Here is a 13,456-nt window from a genome sequence, read left to right on the forward strand (position 1 = left end):
TCACCCCTGACATGAGTAGATACGAGTTCACGTGCCCGGAGTGCGGGCAGGAAATCGAGGTCAACGAATCGATGCGTGAGGCCACGCTGTCACACGGCTGTCCGGTCTGTGGGGCGTCGGTCACGTCATCGGCGTTCGTCGCGGAGCAGCAGACGAACTGATCTCGTTCCCCTAGCAATCGCTCCCGTTTGCGTCTCGGTCTCCGCGTTCACTCCTCGCGGTTGATTTCCGTACGCCGTCCGTTGAGCGTCGCCGGGGTGAGTCGGTAGAGTTCGATGTCCAGCGCGTCTTTTCCATCGGCCCAGATTTCGAACAGCGGCCGCTTTGCATCACCGTACTGGGCGATCTCGTCGGGCGTCAACGCCGACGGCTCGATGCTCTGGAGGGAGCCGGTCGCAATGATGCTCCGGTAGGCCGAGTCGGCCTCATCGTACACGACGAGTCGCGCTTTGGGTTCGGACTCGAGGAACTGGCGCTTCTCGCTTTCCGGCGTCGATACCATCCGCATGTAGAACGCTCGATCGTCGGCGTCGTAGCCGTACGAGATCGGAATCGCATAGGGTTCGTCCGTGCGTGCGAGCGACAACACCCCCGTCTCGTGACGACTGAGGAAGTCGTCGATCTCCGCGTCGGTCATCTCGGTTTCCTGGTCGATAGCCATCGTCTGGGTGGTTCCTAAAAGGTGAAACACGATCTTTATAGTTGTCATCGACCGCGAGGACCGCCGTTGCGGTTCCATGGCGTCCCGCGTCGGGCCGTCGCCGTTCCGGTCACTCGAAGTCGGACCCGTGTCGGTCGCTGCGTGCCTCGCTCCCGCTCGTCCCGATTACGACCGGGTCCCGGATCTCGAGGGCCGTCTCGAACTCGCTTTCCCGGCCCGTTCGGCGGCCGAGCCGCAGGCACTGCTCTTCGTGTGCGCGACGAATCGCCGACAGCTCGCGGTCGCTTCCACCGACCGCCGCGCCGATTTCCGTCCAGTGACCGTGGTCGACGAGGAACACGTCCCGGTCGGCGGTCGCGTGGAGGCGTTCGTGCTCCCGGCGGTACCGGTCGCGTTTCGGCGCGAGCACCGTCTGTGCGCGCTCGAGCAGCTCGGGCAACCGGGTGCCTTCGCGGCCATGAGCACGAGCACCTGCCCCTCGATCGGCTGGTCCACCATCTATCCACCCGCACGCATCGCCTTCTGCGCGAACCGCTCGACGAGTGGCTCGAGGGTATCCTCATCGCCCTCGAAGACGATCGTCACCTCGGTCAGCGTCAGCGAGGGGCCGACGGCGACCGACTCGGAGGAAACCGTCGCCGTCCAATCGTCGCCCACGATGGTGTCCTCGGCGATACGTTCACCGCCCAGATTCGTGAGATAGCGACCGACGAGCCGTTCAGAGATGCCGCGAAAGGAACGCTTGATACGAGCTCCCATACCAGTCGTTGGGAACCCGAACGGATAAATTCGCGTTCCTCGGGACCGCCACGCAGTGGCGTTACACGATCGCACGGAACAGGACCACGGTCCCGACGCCGCTACACAGCGACAGCAGGATGCTCTCAGTCCGCCACATGACCAGCAAGACGACGCCCGCAGCGCCCCACTCCGCCGGGCCGCCGGCCGCCAGCTCCGGCCCGAGAATCGCGATCACGATCGCACCCGGCAACACGGACAGTCCCGCCTCGAAACGTTCGCTCACCTCGATTCGGCGCAGGAGCCAGAGCCCGCCGACTTTCGTCACTGCCGTCACGAGCGCCATCGCGAGGACGACGCCGACGACCAGCGGATCGAGCTCGAGGGCCCGCTCACCCATCATGGCGGACCACCTCGACGGCGGCGGCCGCGAAGCCGCCGAGCAGGATATACCACTGGCCGGGGACCAGTGCTGCGGCGACGACGGCAGTTGCGAGCGCGACCAGCCACGGGACGAGCGTCGACCGCCCTTCCCAGAGTTCGACGGCGAGCGCGACGAAGACTGCAGCGAGGACGAAGTCGATACCGTAGCTGGCCGGATCGCCGATCGCGCCGCCGGCGGCCGCCCCGATAATCGTCGACGTGACCCAGAAGACCCACATCGCGATACCGGTTCCCAGCAGGAACGCGCCTCGGCCGCTGCCGGACTGGAATTCGCGCATCGTCAACGCCCAGTTCTCGTCGGCCATCACCAGGAGGCTGCCGTAGCTCCGCAATGGCGAGAGGCGGCCGAGCCAGGGGCCCAGCGCCGCGCCCATCAGCGAGTAGCGCAGGTTGATCGCGAGCGTCGCAACAACGATCGCTGCGACCGGGATCGGATCCGTCCAGAGCTCCACGGCGATGATCTGGGCGGCACCGGCGAGTACCGTGGCGCTCATCAACGCCGACTCGGCGACGCTCAGCCCGGCCCGACGAGCGAGCATTCCGAAGGCGATTCCGTATCCGCCGACGCCGAGCGCGATCGGGAGACAGGTCAGAAAGCCGGCCCGTATCCCCGATCGGTCGAACGTGATCGTCTCGGCCCCGTCGCTCGTCTCGGTCGAGGCCTCGCCGGCCGGCGCGTCGTCCGGATGAGCGGTGGCTCCGCCGGAGTCGTACTCCGCAGCGTCCCCGTCGGTTCCCGTCACGTTCGTGTCGAGTTGAACGAGGCCTAAAGCGTTCCCGAAATCGCCGCCGAACACCACAGAGAGCCGACCCCGAGCCCGACCGATCGTCGGTCACAGACCGATGTAGAACAGTCCGAGCGCGACGAGTCCTACCGCGATGCCGTACGCCGGCCCGCTGACGACGGCGGCAGCGACCGCCATCAACCCGAAGACAAGCCCCAAGAACAGACAAAACTGCTGGGTCAGCGTACGGCAGTCGTTGCGCTCGAGGAGCCATTCGAACCCCAACTCGGCCACCAGTTCGACGACCACATCGAGCATACCTGCGACTCGTCCTGTGCTGCTAAAAATAGCCGGGGTGTAAGCGGCACGAGCCGCGCCCCCGGCGTTACCCGCCGGCGACCGGTGGAAACACCGACACGACGTCGCCCGCTTCGAGCGGCGTGTCGACGCCCGTCATGTGGACCACGTTGCGACCGTTTTTCAACACGCTCAACTGCGCTCGGATCGCCCCGTCCTCGAGCAACTGTCCCTCGAGGCCGTCGTACTCGTGTTCGAGGGCAGCGAGGACATCGCCGACGGTCGCGTCGTCGGTGACCGTGCGCGTTCGCTCCTTCTCCCCGACGGCGTCCCGAAACGTCGCGAAGAACCGGAGATCGATTTCCATACTCGCTACTCGTGTCCGGACGACATAACAGTAGTTGAAAGCACGGTGATTCTATTCAGCACTGCACTCCGATAATCAGTCGCTCTCTGAGATGCTCCGATCGCCCCCGAGAACGAGTCCAGATACTTGTCCAATATCAGAGAGTTCGGTCGAATCCGGTCCGTCATCCCGATTTATCTTCACAGACGATTTCGCGCAACTCCTTGAGAAGCTGCGGGTGGTTTTCCCTCAATATCTCTATATCTGTTTCCATTTCCTCCGTTATTCGTGATCTGATCTCTGAGATAGCCTGATACCGACGGTTACCTCCATCCTCTTCGGCCAGCAATTCTCGGTCGCGCTCTGTGAGGAGTGCCCGCGTCCGTGCCATCTTAGTTTGCCTATCTGCACACATCTACTTCCAACTACCGTTCCATCCGCCTTTGACAATCACCTATGTGCAAACATTCACCCATATGCAAACTCTTAATGCAGAAGCACTGCATAGATATATCTGAGAAGCGCGGGACACTGGTCAGAAGGTGGCCGGGGCGTGTTGGAGCACGCCCGACCGTGCTTCGCTGGAGATCACCGAAGCATGTCAATGCAGACATTCGCCGGACTTCAGGGTTCCGGCACGGCGGTCGAATCGACCGATGAAGACACCTGTGGCGAGTGTGCGAAGTTCGACGACGGCTTCCCGTGTGCCGACTGCTGCATCTCCGGTGATGCGGAGTTCTCGGAGGACTACCGATGACCGTCAAGGGCGTCGATCCCGAGACGGCCGAATCCCTTGCCCGTGACTGGCTCGTGGAAGCGCTCCGACACTCCGGCGAGTCCACCCGGAGTGATGTCGCCCAGCTGGCTGAGCACACTGCCGCGATCAAGATCGCGTTGGAGCGCGGCGAGGCTCTCGAGATGAGCGACATCGAGCAAGCCCGGTTCTACACAGAGCAGGTCAAAAAGCGGCTTGATGAGGTGACGACACTGTTCGGCTGGAACCCATATGGGATACGGGCGCGAAGTGGGGCGAACTCACCGAAGAGCAGAAAGCCGAAATCGAGGAGCGCGACCGCAAGCAGTTCGAAGACGACACCGACGGTGACGGGGAAGGGGATGACGAAAACGTTCTCGGCGCTGACCTCGTGGTCTTGCGTACGAACCTCGAAGAGGGACTCTCGCAGGCCGAACACAAGGGAGCCGACCGCGAGGCCGTCGCGCGGATGCTCGAACTCTATGCCGAGTATGTCCGCGAGGGCTACACCTGTCCGCCGTCTCGCCGCGGGAACTGGTGGCAGGACGTCCACGACGGAGGTGAGTGCGATGTCTGAAGGCTTCGAGGTGTCGCTGACGGTCACCGATACCGGCGAGGTCGCGGGCGCAGTCGGCTACGAGGTCGAGCCGACGACCGGGCCGACTCGGTTCAGACCGCCGACGCCGTCGGCGACGACGTGTACGAGACGACGTCAACGTCGGTATCGGTGAGCGCTGCGTCGATCGCGCTCGCGCCGCTCTCGACCGCGTCGGCGGCGTCGTCGGCCGCCACGGTTACCGTCACCGAAAACTCGAGTGCGATCGTGTACGGATCGAACGGGCCCGTCGGGTGTTCGTAGACGTCCGTGTCTCCGATTTCCCAGTCGGCGATCGCTCCCTCGGCGGCGAGGGTCTCGAACGTGTCCGCGAGCATCGCCGTCGCCTCGTCACTGGCGGTCGTCTCCGAGCCGCCGTGGAGCGTGACCAGCGTCGTTCCCGTCCGGGACACAGCGAATTCCATACCTCCGCTAGTCCGGCACGGTAGTTCAACGCTTGGCTCGCGGACCGCGCGGCCGGGACGGCGGTCGGGGACGCTTACAGGTCCTGCAATCGAATTCCGTCCTCAACCAGCCGCGCGTTCCGCTCCCGGTCGAGGTGCTCGCCCAGGTCGTCGTGGGCGTGCAGTTGTGCGATCACGTCGGCGTACAGCGTCCGCCACGCGATGGCGTAGATCGGCGACTGTCCCCACGCCCGCAGTTCCGGGACGAACGCGTCGTAGGTCTCGTACCGCTCCTCGAACCGATCGATCGCCTCGAGCAGTTTCCCGGCGGCCTCGCGTTTGTCATCGGCCTCCTCGAGGATTCGATTGCACTGGGTCTCCCAGCCCGCGACTGCCTTTTGCATGTCCGCCGCGACGGTCTCGTCGTCGGCCGGCAGTCGGTCGAGTATCGGTTCCGGAACGCCGAGGGAAAGTTCCTTCATACGCGTCAGTATGGGCTAGTCCGGCAAGAAGCTGGTCCGGATTCGCTCGGGACGCCGGCGAGACACCACTCCGCAGTCGTGTCAGCAACTGGCTGACTGTCGAGACAGCAGCCCGGCAGCTTCGTGTCCCGCTCGGACCCACGACGGCATGCGGTGGCCCACCCGTGGCGGGGCGGGCGGACGGGATACCCGTTTCCCGTCGGCGCTCGAGTCAGGGCCACGTCGCTAGCATGATCTCGTCGACGAACTCGCCGTCGAGACAGTACTGCCCCTCGTGTTCGCCCTCGCGATCCCAGCCGTTCTCCTCGAGGAACTCGATCGCCGCCTCGTTGGTCGCGGGGACGTTCTGATAGAGTTTCTGGTAGCCAGCATCCGCGGCCCATTCGAGGCCGTACTCGAGCAGTTCGGAGCCGATCCCCTGTCGCCGGACGGCGGGATCGACGCCGACGGTCACCTCCGCGGTGTGGCGAAGCGACGGGTGTTCGGGCGCGTCGACGTGCAACCACCCGACCACGTCGCCGTCGTCCGAAGTCGCCTTATCGGTCGCCGTCTCGCCCGCTGCCGTCTCCTCGTCTGCCGGCCGCTCCCCGCGGACCGCGACGAAGAAAACCCGCGAGCGTTCCTCGTTGGCCCGGACGAGCGCGGACTCGCGCTCGAGTTCCGTCGCGACGTTCTCGGCGACGACATACGTCCCGTCGTCGGCGACCGTCCGCATCGTCTCGACGACGCCCTCCCGGTCCTCCTCGCGGGCCGGCCGGATGGTGACGACGCCGTCCTCGCAGTCCACGTCGGTCGTCGTCGCTTCGAGTGCGAGCCGGTATTTCCCGTCGACGTCGGTCAGATAGCCGTCGGCTTCCAGCGCCTCGAGACACGATCGGAGTTCGTCCGGCTCCGGTGCGATCGTGTCGGTGTAGGTCCCCGACCGGGCGGGCTTCGAGTGTGCGCGGCCGTCGTCGATCTCGATCGAGCGGGCCAGTTCGGCCGGCGTGACGGCACCGTTACGCTCGACGTACTCGTAGACGCGCCGCTGGATGTCGGTCTCGAACGAGTCCGTCGGATACATGCTCATACGACTTCGCCACCGACTGCCGGTATTAGTATGCGACCCGTATCGAGCGCCGCTCGTGGCCCGCCAGATCGAAGCGACCGATTGCTCGCCGCTCTCGAACCGTTTCGAACCGCATTCGTGCCCGTTGCGCCCGGGTAATCTCCGATCAATTCGGTGTGCATATTCAGTACGCCTCAGGCGGATGGTTGAGACGGTGTACCTACTTGGTCCTCGGCGCTGCTCTAGAACTTGGAACGGTGCTCAATTGCCGTTCTCTCGGTTACTCTCCCAGTCCGATACCCCTCCAGCCCACACAATATACGTGACCAGGTAGAGGAAAGTAGCTAAAAGACCCCCAGACGCGGCGTCGGCGATTTGTGCATTGGGCACGGCATCAAAACGAGATACAATGCCGACGGTGAGAGCAAACAGAACGATCACGACAACCCGACGGAGAATGCCAATGCTTCGAAACCACTGACTAACCCATCTGCCGAGCGACGAGTTGGACCCAGGACCGAGTGCGATAGTGAACACCAGAAAGCCGCTAACTGCTGCCGGCCACGATATCGTCGCGGGAGATAGTATATCTGGACCGATCTCAACACCAGTCAGGATGCCGATCAGGAGGTCTATCCACGTCGGCGAGCGATCCGGAAAATACGCTGCCAGTCTCGATTGAACGGTGGAGGACATCGTTGAATCGTGTCGGTCTGGTTCATGCTCTATACTAATCAGTTAGACGGATGATCGTCATCAAGGCGGAGAATGCGGATATCGCTGTCCTGCGTGAACCAGAACGAAGCCACCCGCCTCGAGATGACGACGTAGACGAATCGGACCCGGACAACCAAGCGATCCGCGACAATGCTGAGATTGTGTTCGTTCCCAAATACGCTAAGGCAAGATCACTACGGGCTTGTCCCAGCCTGACACGGATATCTTTCAGGAGCGAAAAATCCTTCGGGAAGATTATCAACCAGAGGAGATTGTCGGTCGCGATGAAGAGCTACAGCAGTATATTTCGGCCTTACAGCCCGTCATCAAGGGCGGTCAGCCTGCGAATATAGCTCTGTTGAACCCCTCAACTACTGATCGTTTGAGGAGGGCGTGCTGAATATAGAAGCTGTATCTAGCAGGCGATGACGGTCTATGGCTCTTACTCCTGGGCGGGGTCGACGTGGTGGACGGCATCAGGAGAAAGCAGACGACCCGACGGGAGTTCGACCCACCCGCTCATCAATAACCGGAGGGCACCGTCGTGGAGAACGACCTCCTGTTGGCGGTCGCCGTAGACGACTGCATCTTGATACTCCCGGACGCACTCCTCAGCAATCTTTCCCCACGCTGACTCGGTTGACATGACCATACCGGTTTGGTTCGAAGGCAAGTCACATAAAACGAATCAACCAGCCCCGACTCACTCGAGACGTGCCCTATATTCAGCAAGCTCGGACCCCACCTGTCCGGATTCTGGTAGCAGTCGCGTGCCGAATAGAGAGGATAGATGTAGCATATCGACTTTCTTTTAGGTTCTTTGTGTTGAATCAACTGTTCAGTAGGTCTACGAACTTATCGAAGACGCCGGATTAGTAGCACAGCCAGTATAGGACTGAGGAATACAATTAAAGTCCCTCCCATAAGAAACAGTTCCAGAGGGAGAATAAAGCTAAGCAGCAGCACAAGGTTGCTAAGCAAAAGTGCGATGATCAGATTGAGGCGTACGATGACTGATTTATTGTCCATTATGTGTGTGTTTTAACCATTCTACTATATATCTTGTCTGCTAACTACGTGCCCTGTACTGAGCCTTCTACCCTTCGCCGGGAATCCCACGGCTAGATTGACTTGGGTTTTGTGGAGCGGAGGAAACACCGCAGCTGTTGATGAGCTCAGTACTCAGCTCCATCTTGCTAAGCTATCGCCTTCAAATACTGTAGGGAATCTCGATATATTCGGTGTTGAACGGGCTCAATCGACTGTTCATCACTGGGTTCACAAGGCAGATCTCCAGCCCACTTCCTGCCGGAGTCCGGATCACGTTGCAGTTGACGAGACGGTGATCCGACTCGGCGATGAACAGTACTGGTTGTACGCAGCCGTCGATACAGTGTCTAATGAATTGCCCCATACAAAGCTTGAGCCGACAAGAAACAAGGCCATCGCTAGTGGTTCTCCACGGAATTACGCGAGAAACACGACGGCGATGATGCGGTGTTTCTCGTCGATGGAGACCAGTCACTGAACGATACCTGTCAGCGACATAGCCTCGATTTCAGATACGAACGACATGGAAACCGGAACAGTGTCGAACATATCTCCTATAATGTAGAATATCGAACTACATCTTTCTCAAACTTCTCTATCAATGCTTTCGAAGAAACTTCTAATTAGTTTCTTAGGTCGTTCGCCTTCGCATGGAATCAGCTAATCTGAACACGACTGCCGAGACGCATCATAAAAATATGAAGAACAAGTTCAAACAGATGAGACGACTCACCCATCATTATTGGTCCGTTTTCACCCTTCAACCTCTGTTGTCGATCGCAGCACAGAGAAGAAACTGATAGTCACACGGGAGACATATAGGTATATTCATATCACTGTCCATTAGAGTTACACTGACCGTTTCTGGGGCTGGAAGCACTACTGTGAAACTCTTGTGATTAACCTTCTGTGATATTCGAGACGTATAAGTTCCCCCGAGCAAGGACTATTTACAATCATACGACTGTAATTGATCGCGGATCCTCGATCGGCGTGAGGTCCCGTAGGAGCGGGATAGGCATTATCCGGTTCCGACGGGCCGGCTATTGGCCTGTAGTTCGGCGTCCGAACGGGGAATCTCCTGCGGATCGGAAACCGTGATACCAGGTATCATGGCCCTAAATATACGTACGTTTATATGTGAGAGGGTGACGAAGAGTTGCATGTGACTGATCAGACAACTGTGCGCAAAAGCCCTTCAAGCGTACCCACCGCGGTGTAACCTCTAATTGGCGACTTCAAATCCGACACGACACGTGTCACTCGGACGTTCGACTCTCACTCGTCCGTGCTTCTCCAGCAGTAGCTTTTCCGTCTGGCGTCTGTCGGGCACTGTTCGGTATCGATGAGTTCAGCTTCCTCGAGGTGCTGTAATGCGTACCGGACCGTCCGGGGTGGGAGCAGGGTGCACTGGCTGAGACCGTCTATCGTGAGATCGTCCTGCTCTTTGAGCACGTACGCAACCAACTTCGTACTGGGAGCTTCGTCTCTAAGCGTGGATTCGGTCCTCGTGGAAAAGGGACTCTGGATCGACTGCTTTTGACCTCTAACCATCGTTCATTGGGATGACCAATATAGTATAAATAATTTTTCCCAGAGGCGATATTCTCATCGGCATCGTCCCACGACGAAGTTCCCGCCTTTGACTGGCAAGTCGCGCTGCCTCGGATCTGCCTCTTTAGAGCACCAGATTCGTTGTTTCTCTTAGAACCACTCTGAATCCCATCGGGGACACTCATGCTACCATCCTGCACGTATTTCACCCACCTGCATAGATACACAATTAAGTAGGGTCGGGAGCCTGCCTCACCTCCTCAAACGTCTTCTTCTAATTACCGAGCAGCGTGTAGAAGCACGTCCAGCTGTGGAGATATAGCAGGCGCACAAACCACCAGATTCAAAATGTCCAACGACAGGACCTTGGCCACACCACAGCCAGTATCGTACGGTCAGATGTCCGGTGGAGTGCCTCCGAACTGTTCGATGAGTTCGGGGACGACGTCGAAGAGGTCGCCGACAATGCCGTAGTCGGCGATGTCGAAGATCGGTGCATTAGGGTCGGTGTTGATAGCGATGATGGTGTCGCTATTTTTCATGCCGGCGACGTGCTGGACGGCACCCGAGATGCCGATCGCGAGGTAGACATCCGGTGCCACCTGCTTACCCGATTGGCCAACCTGTCGGTTTTCCGGCAACCAGCCGTTGTCAACGACCGGCCGGGAGGAGGATAATATTGCATCGGTAACATCAACCAGCTCCTCGACGAGCTCGAGGTTCTCCTCCTCCTCGATACCGCGGCCGATGGAGACTAAGAACTCCGCCTCGCTGATGTCGACATCGCCGCCATCGGCCTCCTCGAAGCCCGTTACAGTCGAGCCAACGGTGTCCTCATCGATATCCGCGTCGAATGTTGAAACCACGGCGTCGCCGTCCCCCTCGGCGGGCGGCCACTCTGCGCCGCGGATGGACACCACGACTGGTCCATCATCGATCGCAACGGTCGTCTCAACCTTCGATCCGTACATTTCGCGTGTGATTTCGAGCGTGCCGTCCACGTAGCCGAGGTCGACTGCATCAGAGACGTACGGCCAGTCGACCCGGGAAGCAACGGCGGGCGCGTAATCGAGACCGTTCACGCTGTTTGGCACGACGAGGAAGTCCACCCCCAAGTTTTCGACGAGCGAAGTCGCCGCCTGCGCGTACACGTCGTGGTTGAACTCCTCGCCGTAGTCGACAACATGGATCGCGTCGACGCCCTCACGGTTCAGCTTGTCCGCGAACGCGTCTGTGTCTCCGGAGATGACGGCCGCATGCAGGTCGGTGCCGGCGGCGTCCGCGAGCTCGCGGCCCGCCGTCAGGAGTTCGAACGATACGTCGCGGAGATCGCCACGCCGGTGGTCGGCGACGACGAAGACTGTCATTCCGCCACCACCTCCTTGTCACGGAGGATATCGGCCAGCTGTGCGGCCTGTTTGTCGGCGTCGCCGTCGAAGTACTCCGCATCGCTTTCGCTCTCGGGTTTGTACATCGCGGTGATGTTGAGGCTGGACTCGGCAACGTCCTCGGTCAGGCCCAGATCCCCGATCGTCCATGTACTGATCTCCTTGGACTGTGCTTGTCGGATCCCGCGCAAGCTCGCGTACCGCGGCTCGTTAATCCCTGTCTGGATGGTGAGCACCGCCGGGAGGTCAATGTCAGTCAACTCCTCGACGCCGCCCTCCAACTCCCGGCGGACCGATGCGACGCCCTCCTCTAGTACGTTCCCGGTGTCGAGCGCGTTCACCACTGCCGCCCACTGGAAGCCGACTTCCTCAGCGAGTGCGACCCCGGTTGCGCCGAAGTTGTCGTCGTTAGCCTGTACGCCCGACAGCACGAGGTCGGGTTCTTCCCGTTCCACGACGGTGCCCAGCAACTGAGCTTTGGTCTCCACGTCGAGCAGTTCGGCGTCCGCAATGGCGTCGTCCCAGATGCGCACCGCGCGGTCCGCTCCCTTCGCCAGTGCGGCCCGGATCGTCTCCTCGCTGCGTTCTGGACCGATGGTGACCGCGACGACTTCTACGTCGTCGCCGGCCTCGGCCAACTGAACGGCCTCCTCGACGGCGTAGTTGTCCCATTCGTTGAGGTCGTAGCTGAGGTAGGTATCGTCAATCTCCGTGCCGGCGATCTCGAAGCCGTCCTGAACGACAGCCACCTCTTTGACTGTGACAAGAACTTTCATTTGTGACTCCATCCAGGACACTGTCGTATAGCAACTTGAATTGTACGGTCGTCACAACTGGAAGCGCAACCCTGACTGGTGAACGCCCCACTGGAGTTGGGACGAATGAACCTATCATTCACGAATAAAGGTTTGGCAATGGCTACCGAAGTCAAATGAGTTAAGTTCCTGTTGGACCGGCATAGATACATGACACTTGGTCTGACCGCACGACTGGAACGCATTTCGACAGACGGAAAGATGGTTAACATCCCGATGGATCACGGGATCACGATCGGGGCGACGAACGGCCTCAAGGACATTGAATCGACAATCAACGCGGTGACGCGCGGTGGGGCCGACAGCGTGCTGACACAGAAAGGTCTCGCCAACCGGGTGCACTCAAACAAGAACGGGAAAGGCTACGTCATCCACCTGAACGCGTCCACGACCATGGGGCCGGACGCAAACGACAAGCGGATGACCGGCACAGTACGTGAGGCGATCCGCGCTGGCGCGGACGCGGTCTCAATGCACCTAAACATCGGGAGTAACCACGAGCCTCAGCAACTGGAAGACTTGGCATCGGTCACGGAAACGGCCCACGAGTACGGGATGCCGGTACTTGCTATGACGTATGCGAGGGGCCCCGACGTTGACGAACGCGATGCTGAGAACTTGGCACATGCAGTGCGGATCGCTGAGGAAATGGGCGCGGACATCGCGAAGACCGCCTACTCCGGGGATGCAGAGACGTACGAACTTGTCTCCGATGCAGTCGGCATTCCCGTCATTATGGCTGGCGGCGACCCGCAAACCGACCGACAGATGCTACGGAATGTCCGTGGGGCGATGGACGCGGGCGCGGCGGGCGTTTCCATGGGACGGTCGGTGTTCCAGCACGACGATCCGGAGGCGATGGCTCGCGGAGTTTCAACCATCGTTCACGACGACACGACCGTCCCGAACGCGATGGACCTCGCCGGCTTATCCGAGTAACGACGGTCGGATCCCGGCGGGTGCTGTTTGACCGATTTCTCTCGAAGCGTACTGCTTGAAACCACGGCGGTCTCACGGACCGTCGAGCCCAATATCTCGGCAGTCTACAGCGTGAAAGTGGATCGCCGACTCGTTGCCGACGAGCTACTCTCTGTCAGTCCAGAAGTCGAAGCTCCGGCCAGGCGCGAACACGTCAAGTCCAATCGCTAGTTCGTCGCCGGTGTTTTCCACTCGGTGTTCCTCCCAGGATTCGAGCTGTGCGGCGTCATGTTCCATGAGCGTGACTTCGTCATCCTCCGTATAGATGGTTAACTCGCCTTTGAGCACGATGCAAACCTGTTCGTTCTCGTGGTCGTGCATTGGCGACGAGTGGCCCGGCGGCTTCTCGAACCACTCGAAGGAAAACCGGTCGCTCTCCGCCAACGATTTGCGCTGCCAGCCCTCCTCAGGTTCGTACGTTTCCGCGTTCTCTATGGTAGTGGCTTTCATCTCCGACAGT

General features: G+C 60.2%; 21 protein-coding genes and 3 pseudogenes. 5 read left to right on the top strand and 19 right to left on the bottom strand.

Going from position 1 to position 13,456, the window contains the following annotated elements:
* The first annotated feature begins 11 nt into the window (after positions 1-11).
* A complete protein-coding gene (locus C486_RS14335) occupies positions 12-161 on the top strand; it encodes a DUF7560 family zinc ribbon protein (RefSeq protein WP_008457311.1) in 150 nt (49 codons plus the stop codon).
* A gap of 47 nt (positions 162-208) precedes the next feature.
* Here the strand turns inward: C486_RS14335 and C486_RS14340 are convergent, their stop codons facing one another.
* From C486_RS14340 to C486_RS20300, 8 genes and pseudogenes are all read right to left on the bottom strand, one after another.
* A complete protein-coding gene (locus tag C486_RS14340; protein WP_008457312.1) occupies positions 209-661 on the bottom strand; it encodes a pyridoxamine 5'-phosphate oxidase family protein in 453 nt (150 codons plus the stop codon).
* A gap of 109 nt (positions 662-770) precedes the next feature.
* Positions 771-1,159 (bottom strand): annotated as a pseudogene (locus C486_RS14345) (hypothetical protein).
* Entirely contained in the window at positions 1,160-1,420 is a 261-nt protein-coding gene (locus tag C486_RS14350) for a hypothetical protein (RefSeq protein ID WP_008457314.1), read from the bottom strand.
* Between the two features lie 61 nt (positions 1,421-1,481).
* Positions 1,482-1,802: an AzlD family protein gene (locus C486_RS14355; protein WP_014865618.1), complete on the bottom strand. Its 321-nt coding sequence runs from the start codon at positions 1,800-1,802 to the stop codon at positions 1,482-1,484.
* Positions 1,792-2,586 carry an AzlC family ABC transporter permease gene (locus C486_RS14360; protein ID WP_394295335.1) on the bottom strand — a complete coding sequence of 265 codons (795 nt, stop codon included), beginning with the start codon at positions 2,584-2,586 and terminating at the stop codon, positions 1,792-1,794. Before C486_RS14360 ends, C486_RS14355 begins: the two co-directional genes overlap by 11 nt.
* Before the next feature lie 90 nt (positions 2,587-2,676).
* On the bottom strand, positions 2,677-2,886 hold the full coding sequence (locus C486_RS14365) for a hypothetical protein (RefSeq protein WP_008457317.1): 210 nt from the start codon (positions 2,884-2,886) through the stop codon (positions 2,677-2,679).
* 67 nt (positions 2,887-2,953) lie between these two features.
* A complete protein-coding gene (locus C486_RS14370; RefSeq protein WP_008457318.1) occupies positions 2,954-3,232 on the bottom strand; it encodes a ubiquitin-like small modifier protein 1 in 279 nt (92 codons plus the stop codon).
* Between the two features lie 163 nt (positions 3,233-3,395).
* Positions 3,396-3,602, bottom strand: coding sequence for a hypothetical protein (locus tag C486_RS20300; RefSeq protein WP_081704378.1), 207 nt, complete (start codon positions 3,600-3,602; stop codon positions 3,396-3,398).
* Positions 3,603-3,809: 207 nt separating this feature from the next.
* Here C486_RS20300 and C486_RS21375 point away from each other — a divergent pair, with 207 nt between their 5' ends.
* Positions 3,810-3,968, top strand: coding sequence for a hypothetical protein (locus C486_RS21375; RefSeq protein ID WP_155945791.1), 159 nt, complete (start codon positions 3,810-3,812; stop codon positions 3,966-3,968).
* Here C486_RS21375 and C486_RS21380 read toward each other — a convergent pair.
* From C486_RS21380 to C486_RS14400, 6 genes are all read right to left on the bottom strand, one after another.
* On the bottom strand, positions 3,959-4,147 hold the full coding sequence (locus C486_RS21380; RefSeq protein ID WP_008457320.1) for a hypothetical protein: 189 nt from the start codon (positions 4,145-4,147) through the stop codon (positions 3,959-3,961). The two genes, C486_RS21375 and C486_RS21380, sit on opposite strands and share 10 nt — an antisense overlap.
* Before the next feature lie 8 nt (positions 4,148-4,155).
* Entirely contained in the window at positions 4,156-4,569 is a 414-nt protein-coding gene (locus tag C486_RS21385) for a hypothetical protein (protein ID WP_049910594.1), read from the bottom strand.
* Positions 4,570-4,634: 65 nt separating this feature from the next.
* Entirely contained in the window at positions 4,635-4,985 is a 351-nt protein-coding gene (locus tag C486_RS14385; protein ID WP_008457322.1) for a hypothetical protein, read from the bottom strand.
* 74 nt (positions 4,986-5,059) lie between these two features.
* Positions 5,060-5,446, bottom strand: a complete 387-nt coding sequence (locus tag C486_RS14390) for a hypothetical protein (protein WP_008457323.1) — start codon at positions 5,444-5,446, stop codon at positions 5,060-5,062.
* Between the two features lie 211 nt (positions 5,447-5,657).
* Positions 5,658-6,515 carry a GNAT family N-acetyltransferase gene (locus C486_RS14395; RefSeq protein ID WP_008457324.1) on the bottom strand — a complete coding sequence of 286 codons (858 nt, stop codon included), beginning with the start codon at positions 6,513-6,515 and terminating at the stop codon, positions 5,658-5,660.
* A 240-nt stretch (positions 6,516-6,755) separates the two neighbouring features.
* Complete coding sequence (locus tag C486_RS14400; RefSeq protein WP_008457325.1) at positions 6,756-7,190, bottom strand: hypothetical protein; 435 nt, start codon at positions 7,188-7,190, stop codon at positions 6,756-6,758.
* A 211-nt stretch (positions 7,191-7,401) separates the two neighbouring features.
* Here C486_RS14400 and C486_RS22370 point away from each other — a divergent pair.
* Positions 7,402-7,569 (top strand): annotated as a pseudogene (locus C486_RS22370) (cell division control protein Cdc6); the annotation flags it as partial.
* A gap of 84 nt (positions 7,570-7,653) precedes the next feature.
* On the opposite strand, the gene C486_RS14405 reads toward C486_RS22370, so the two are convergent.
* A complete protein-coding gene (locus tag C486_RS14405) occupies positions 7,654-7,863 on the bottom strand; it encodes a hypothetical protein (protein ID WP_008457326.1) in 210 nt (69 codons plus the stop codon).
* 484 nt (positions 7,864-8,347) lie between these two features.
* Between C486_RS14405 and C486_RS20315 the strand changes: the two are divergent.
* Positions 8,348-8,888, top strand: a pseudogene (locus tag C486_RS20315) (IS6 family transposase); the annotation flags it as partial.
* Between the two features lie 651 nt (positions 8,889-9,539).
* Here C486_RS20315 and C486_RS14410 read toward each other — a convergent pair.
* From C486_RS14410 to C486_RS14420, 3 genes are all read right to left on the bottom strand, one after another.
* Positions 9,540-9,815 carry a MarR family transcriptional regulator gene (locus C486_RS14410; protein WP_008457328.1) on the bottom strand — a complete coding sequence of 92 codons (276 nt, stop codon included), beginning with the start codon at positions 9,813-9,815 and terminating at the stop codon, positions 9,540-9,542.
* A gap of 395 nt (positions 9,816-10,210) precedes the next feature.
* Positions 10,211-11,182 carry an electron transfer flavoprotein subunit alpha/FixB family protein gene (locus C486_RS14415; RefSeq protein ID WP_008457329.1) on the bottom strand — a complete coding sequence of 324 codons (972 nt, stop codon included), beginning with the start codon at positions 11,180-11,182 and terminating at the stop codon, positions 10,211-10,213.
* Complete coding sequence (locus C486_RS14420; RefSeq protein ID WP_008457330.1) at positions 11,179-11,979, bottom strand: electron transfer flavoprotein subunit beta/FixA family protein; 801 nt, start codon at positions 11,977-11,979, stop codon at positions 11,179-11,181. Before C486_RS14420 ends, C486_RS14415 begins: the two co-directional genes overlap by 4 nt.
* 189 nt (positions 11,980-12,168) lie before the next feature.
* On the opposite strand from C486_RS14420, the gene C486_RS14425 reads away from it, so the two are divergent.
* Positions 12,169-12,957: a 2-amino-3,7-dideoxy-D-threo-hept-6-ulosonate synthase gene (locus C486_RS14425; RefSeq protein ID WP_049910595.1), complete on the top strand. Its 789-nt coding sequence runs from the start codon at positions 12,169-12,171 to the stop codon at positions 12,955-12,957.
* A gap of 144 nt (positions 12,958-13,101) precedes the next feature.
* On the opposite strand, the gene C486_RS14430 is transcribed toward C486_RS14425, so the two are convergent.
* Complete coding sequence (locus C486_RS14430; RefSeq protein WP_008457332.1) at positions 13,102-13,446, bottom strand: cupin domain-containing protein; 345 nt, start codon at positions 13,444-13,446, stop codon at positions 13,102-13,104.
* Between the last annotated feature and the right edge of the window lie 10 nt (positions 13,447-13,456).

The organism is Natrinema gari JCM 14663, from assembly GCF_000337175.1.
GTDB lineage: Archaea > Halobacteriota > Halobacteria > Halobacteriales > Natrialbaceae > Natrinema > Natrinema gari.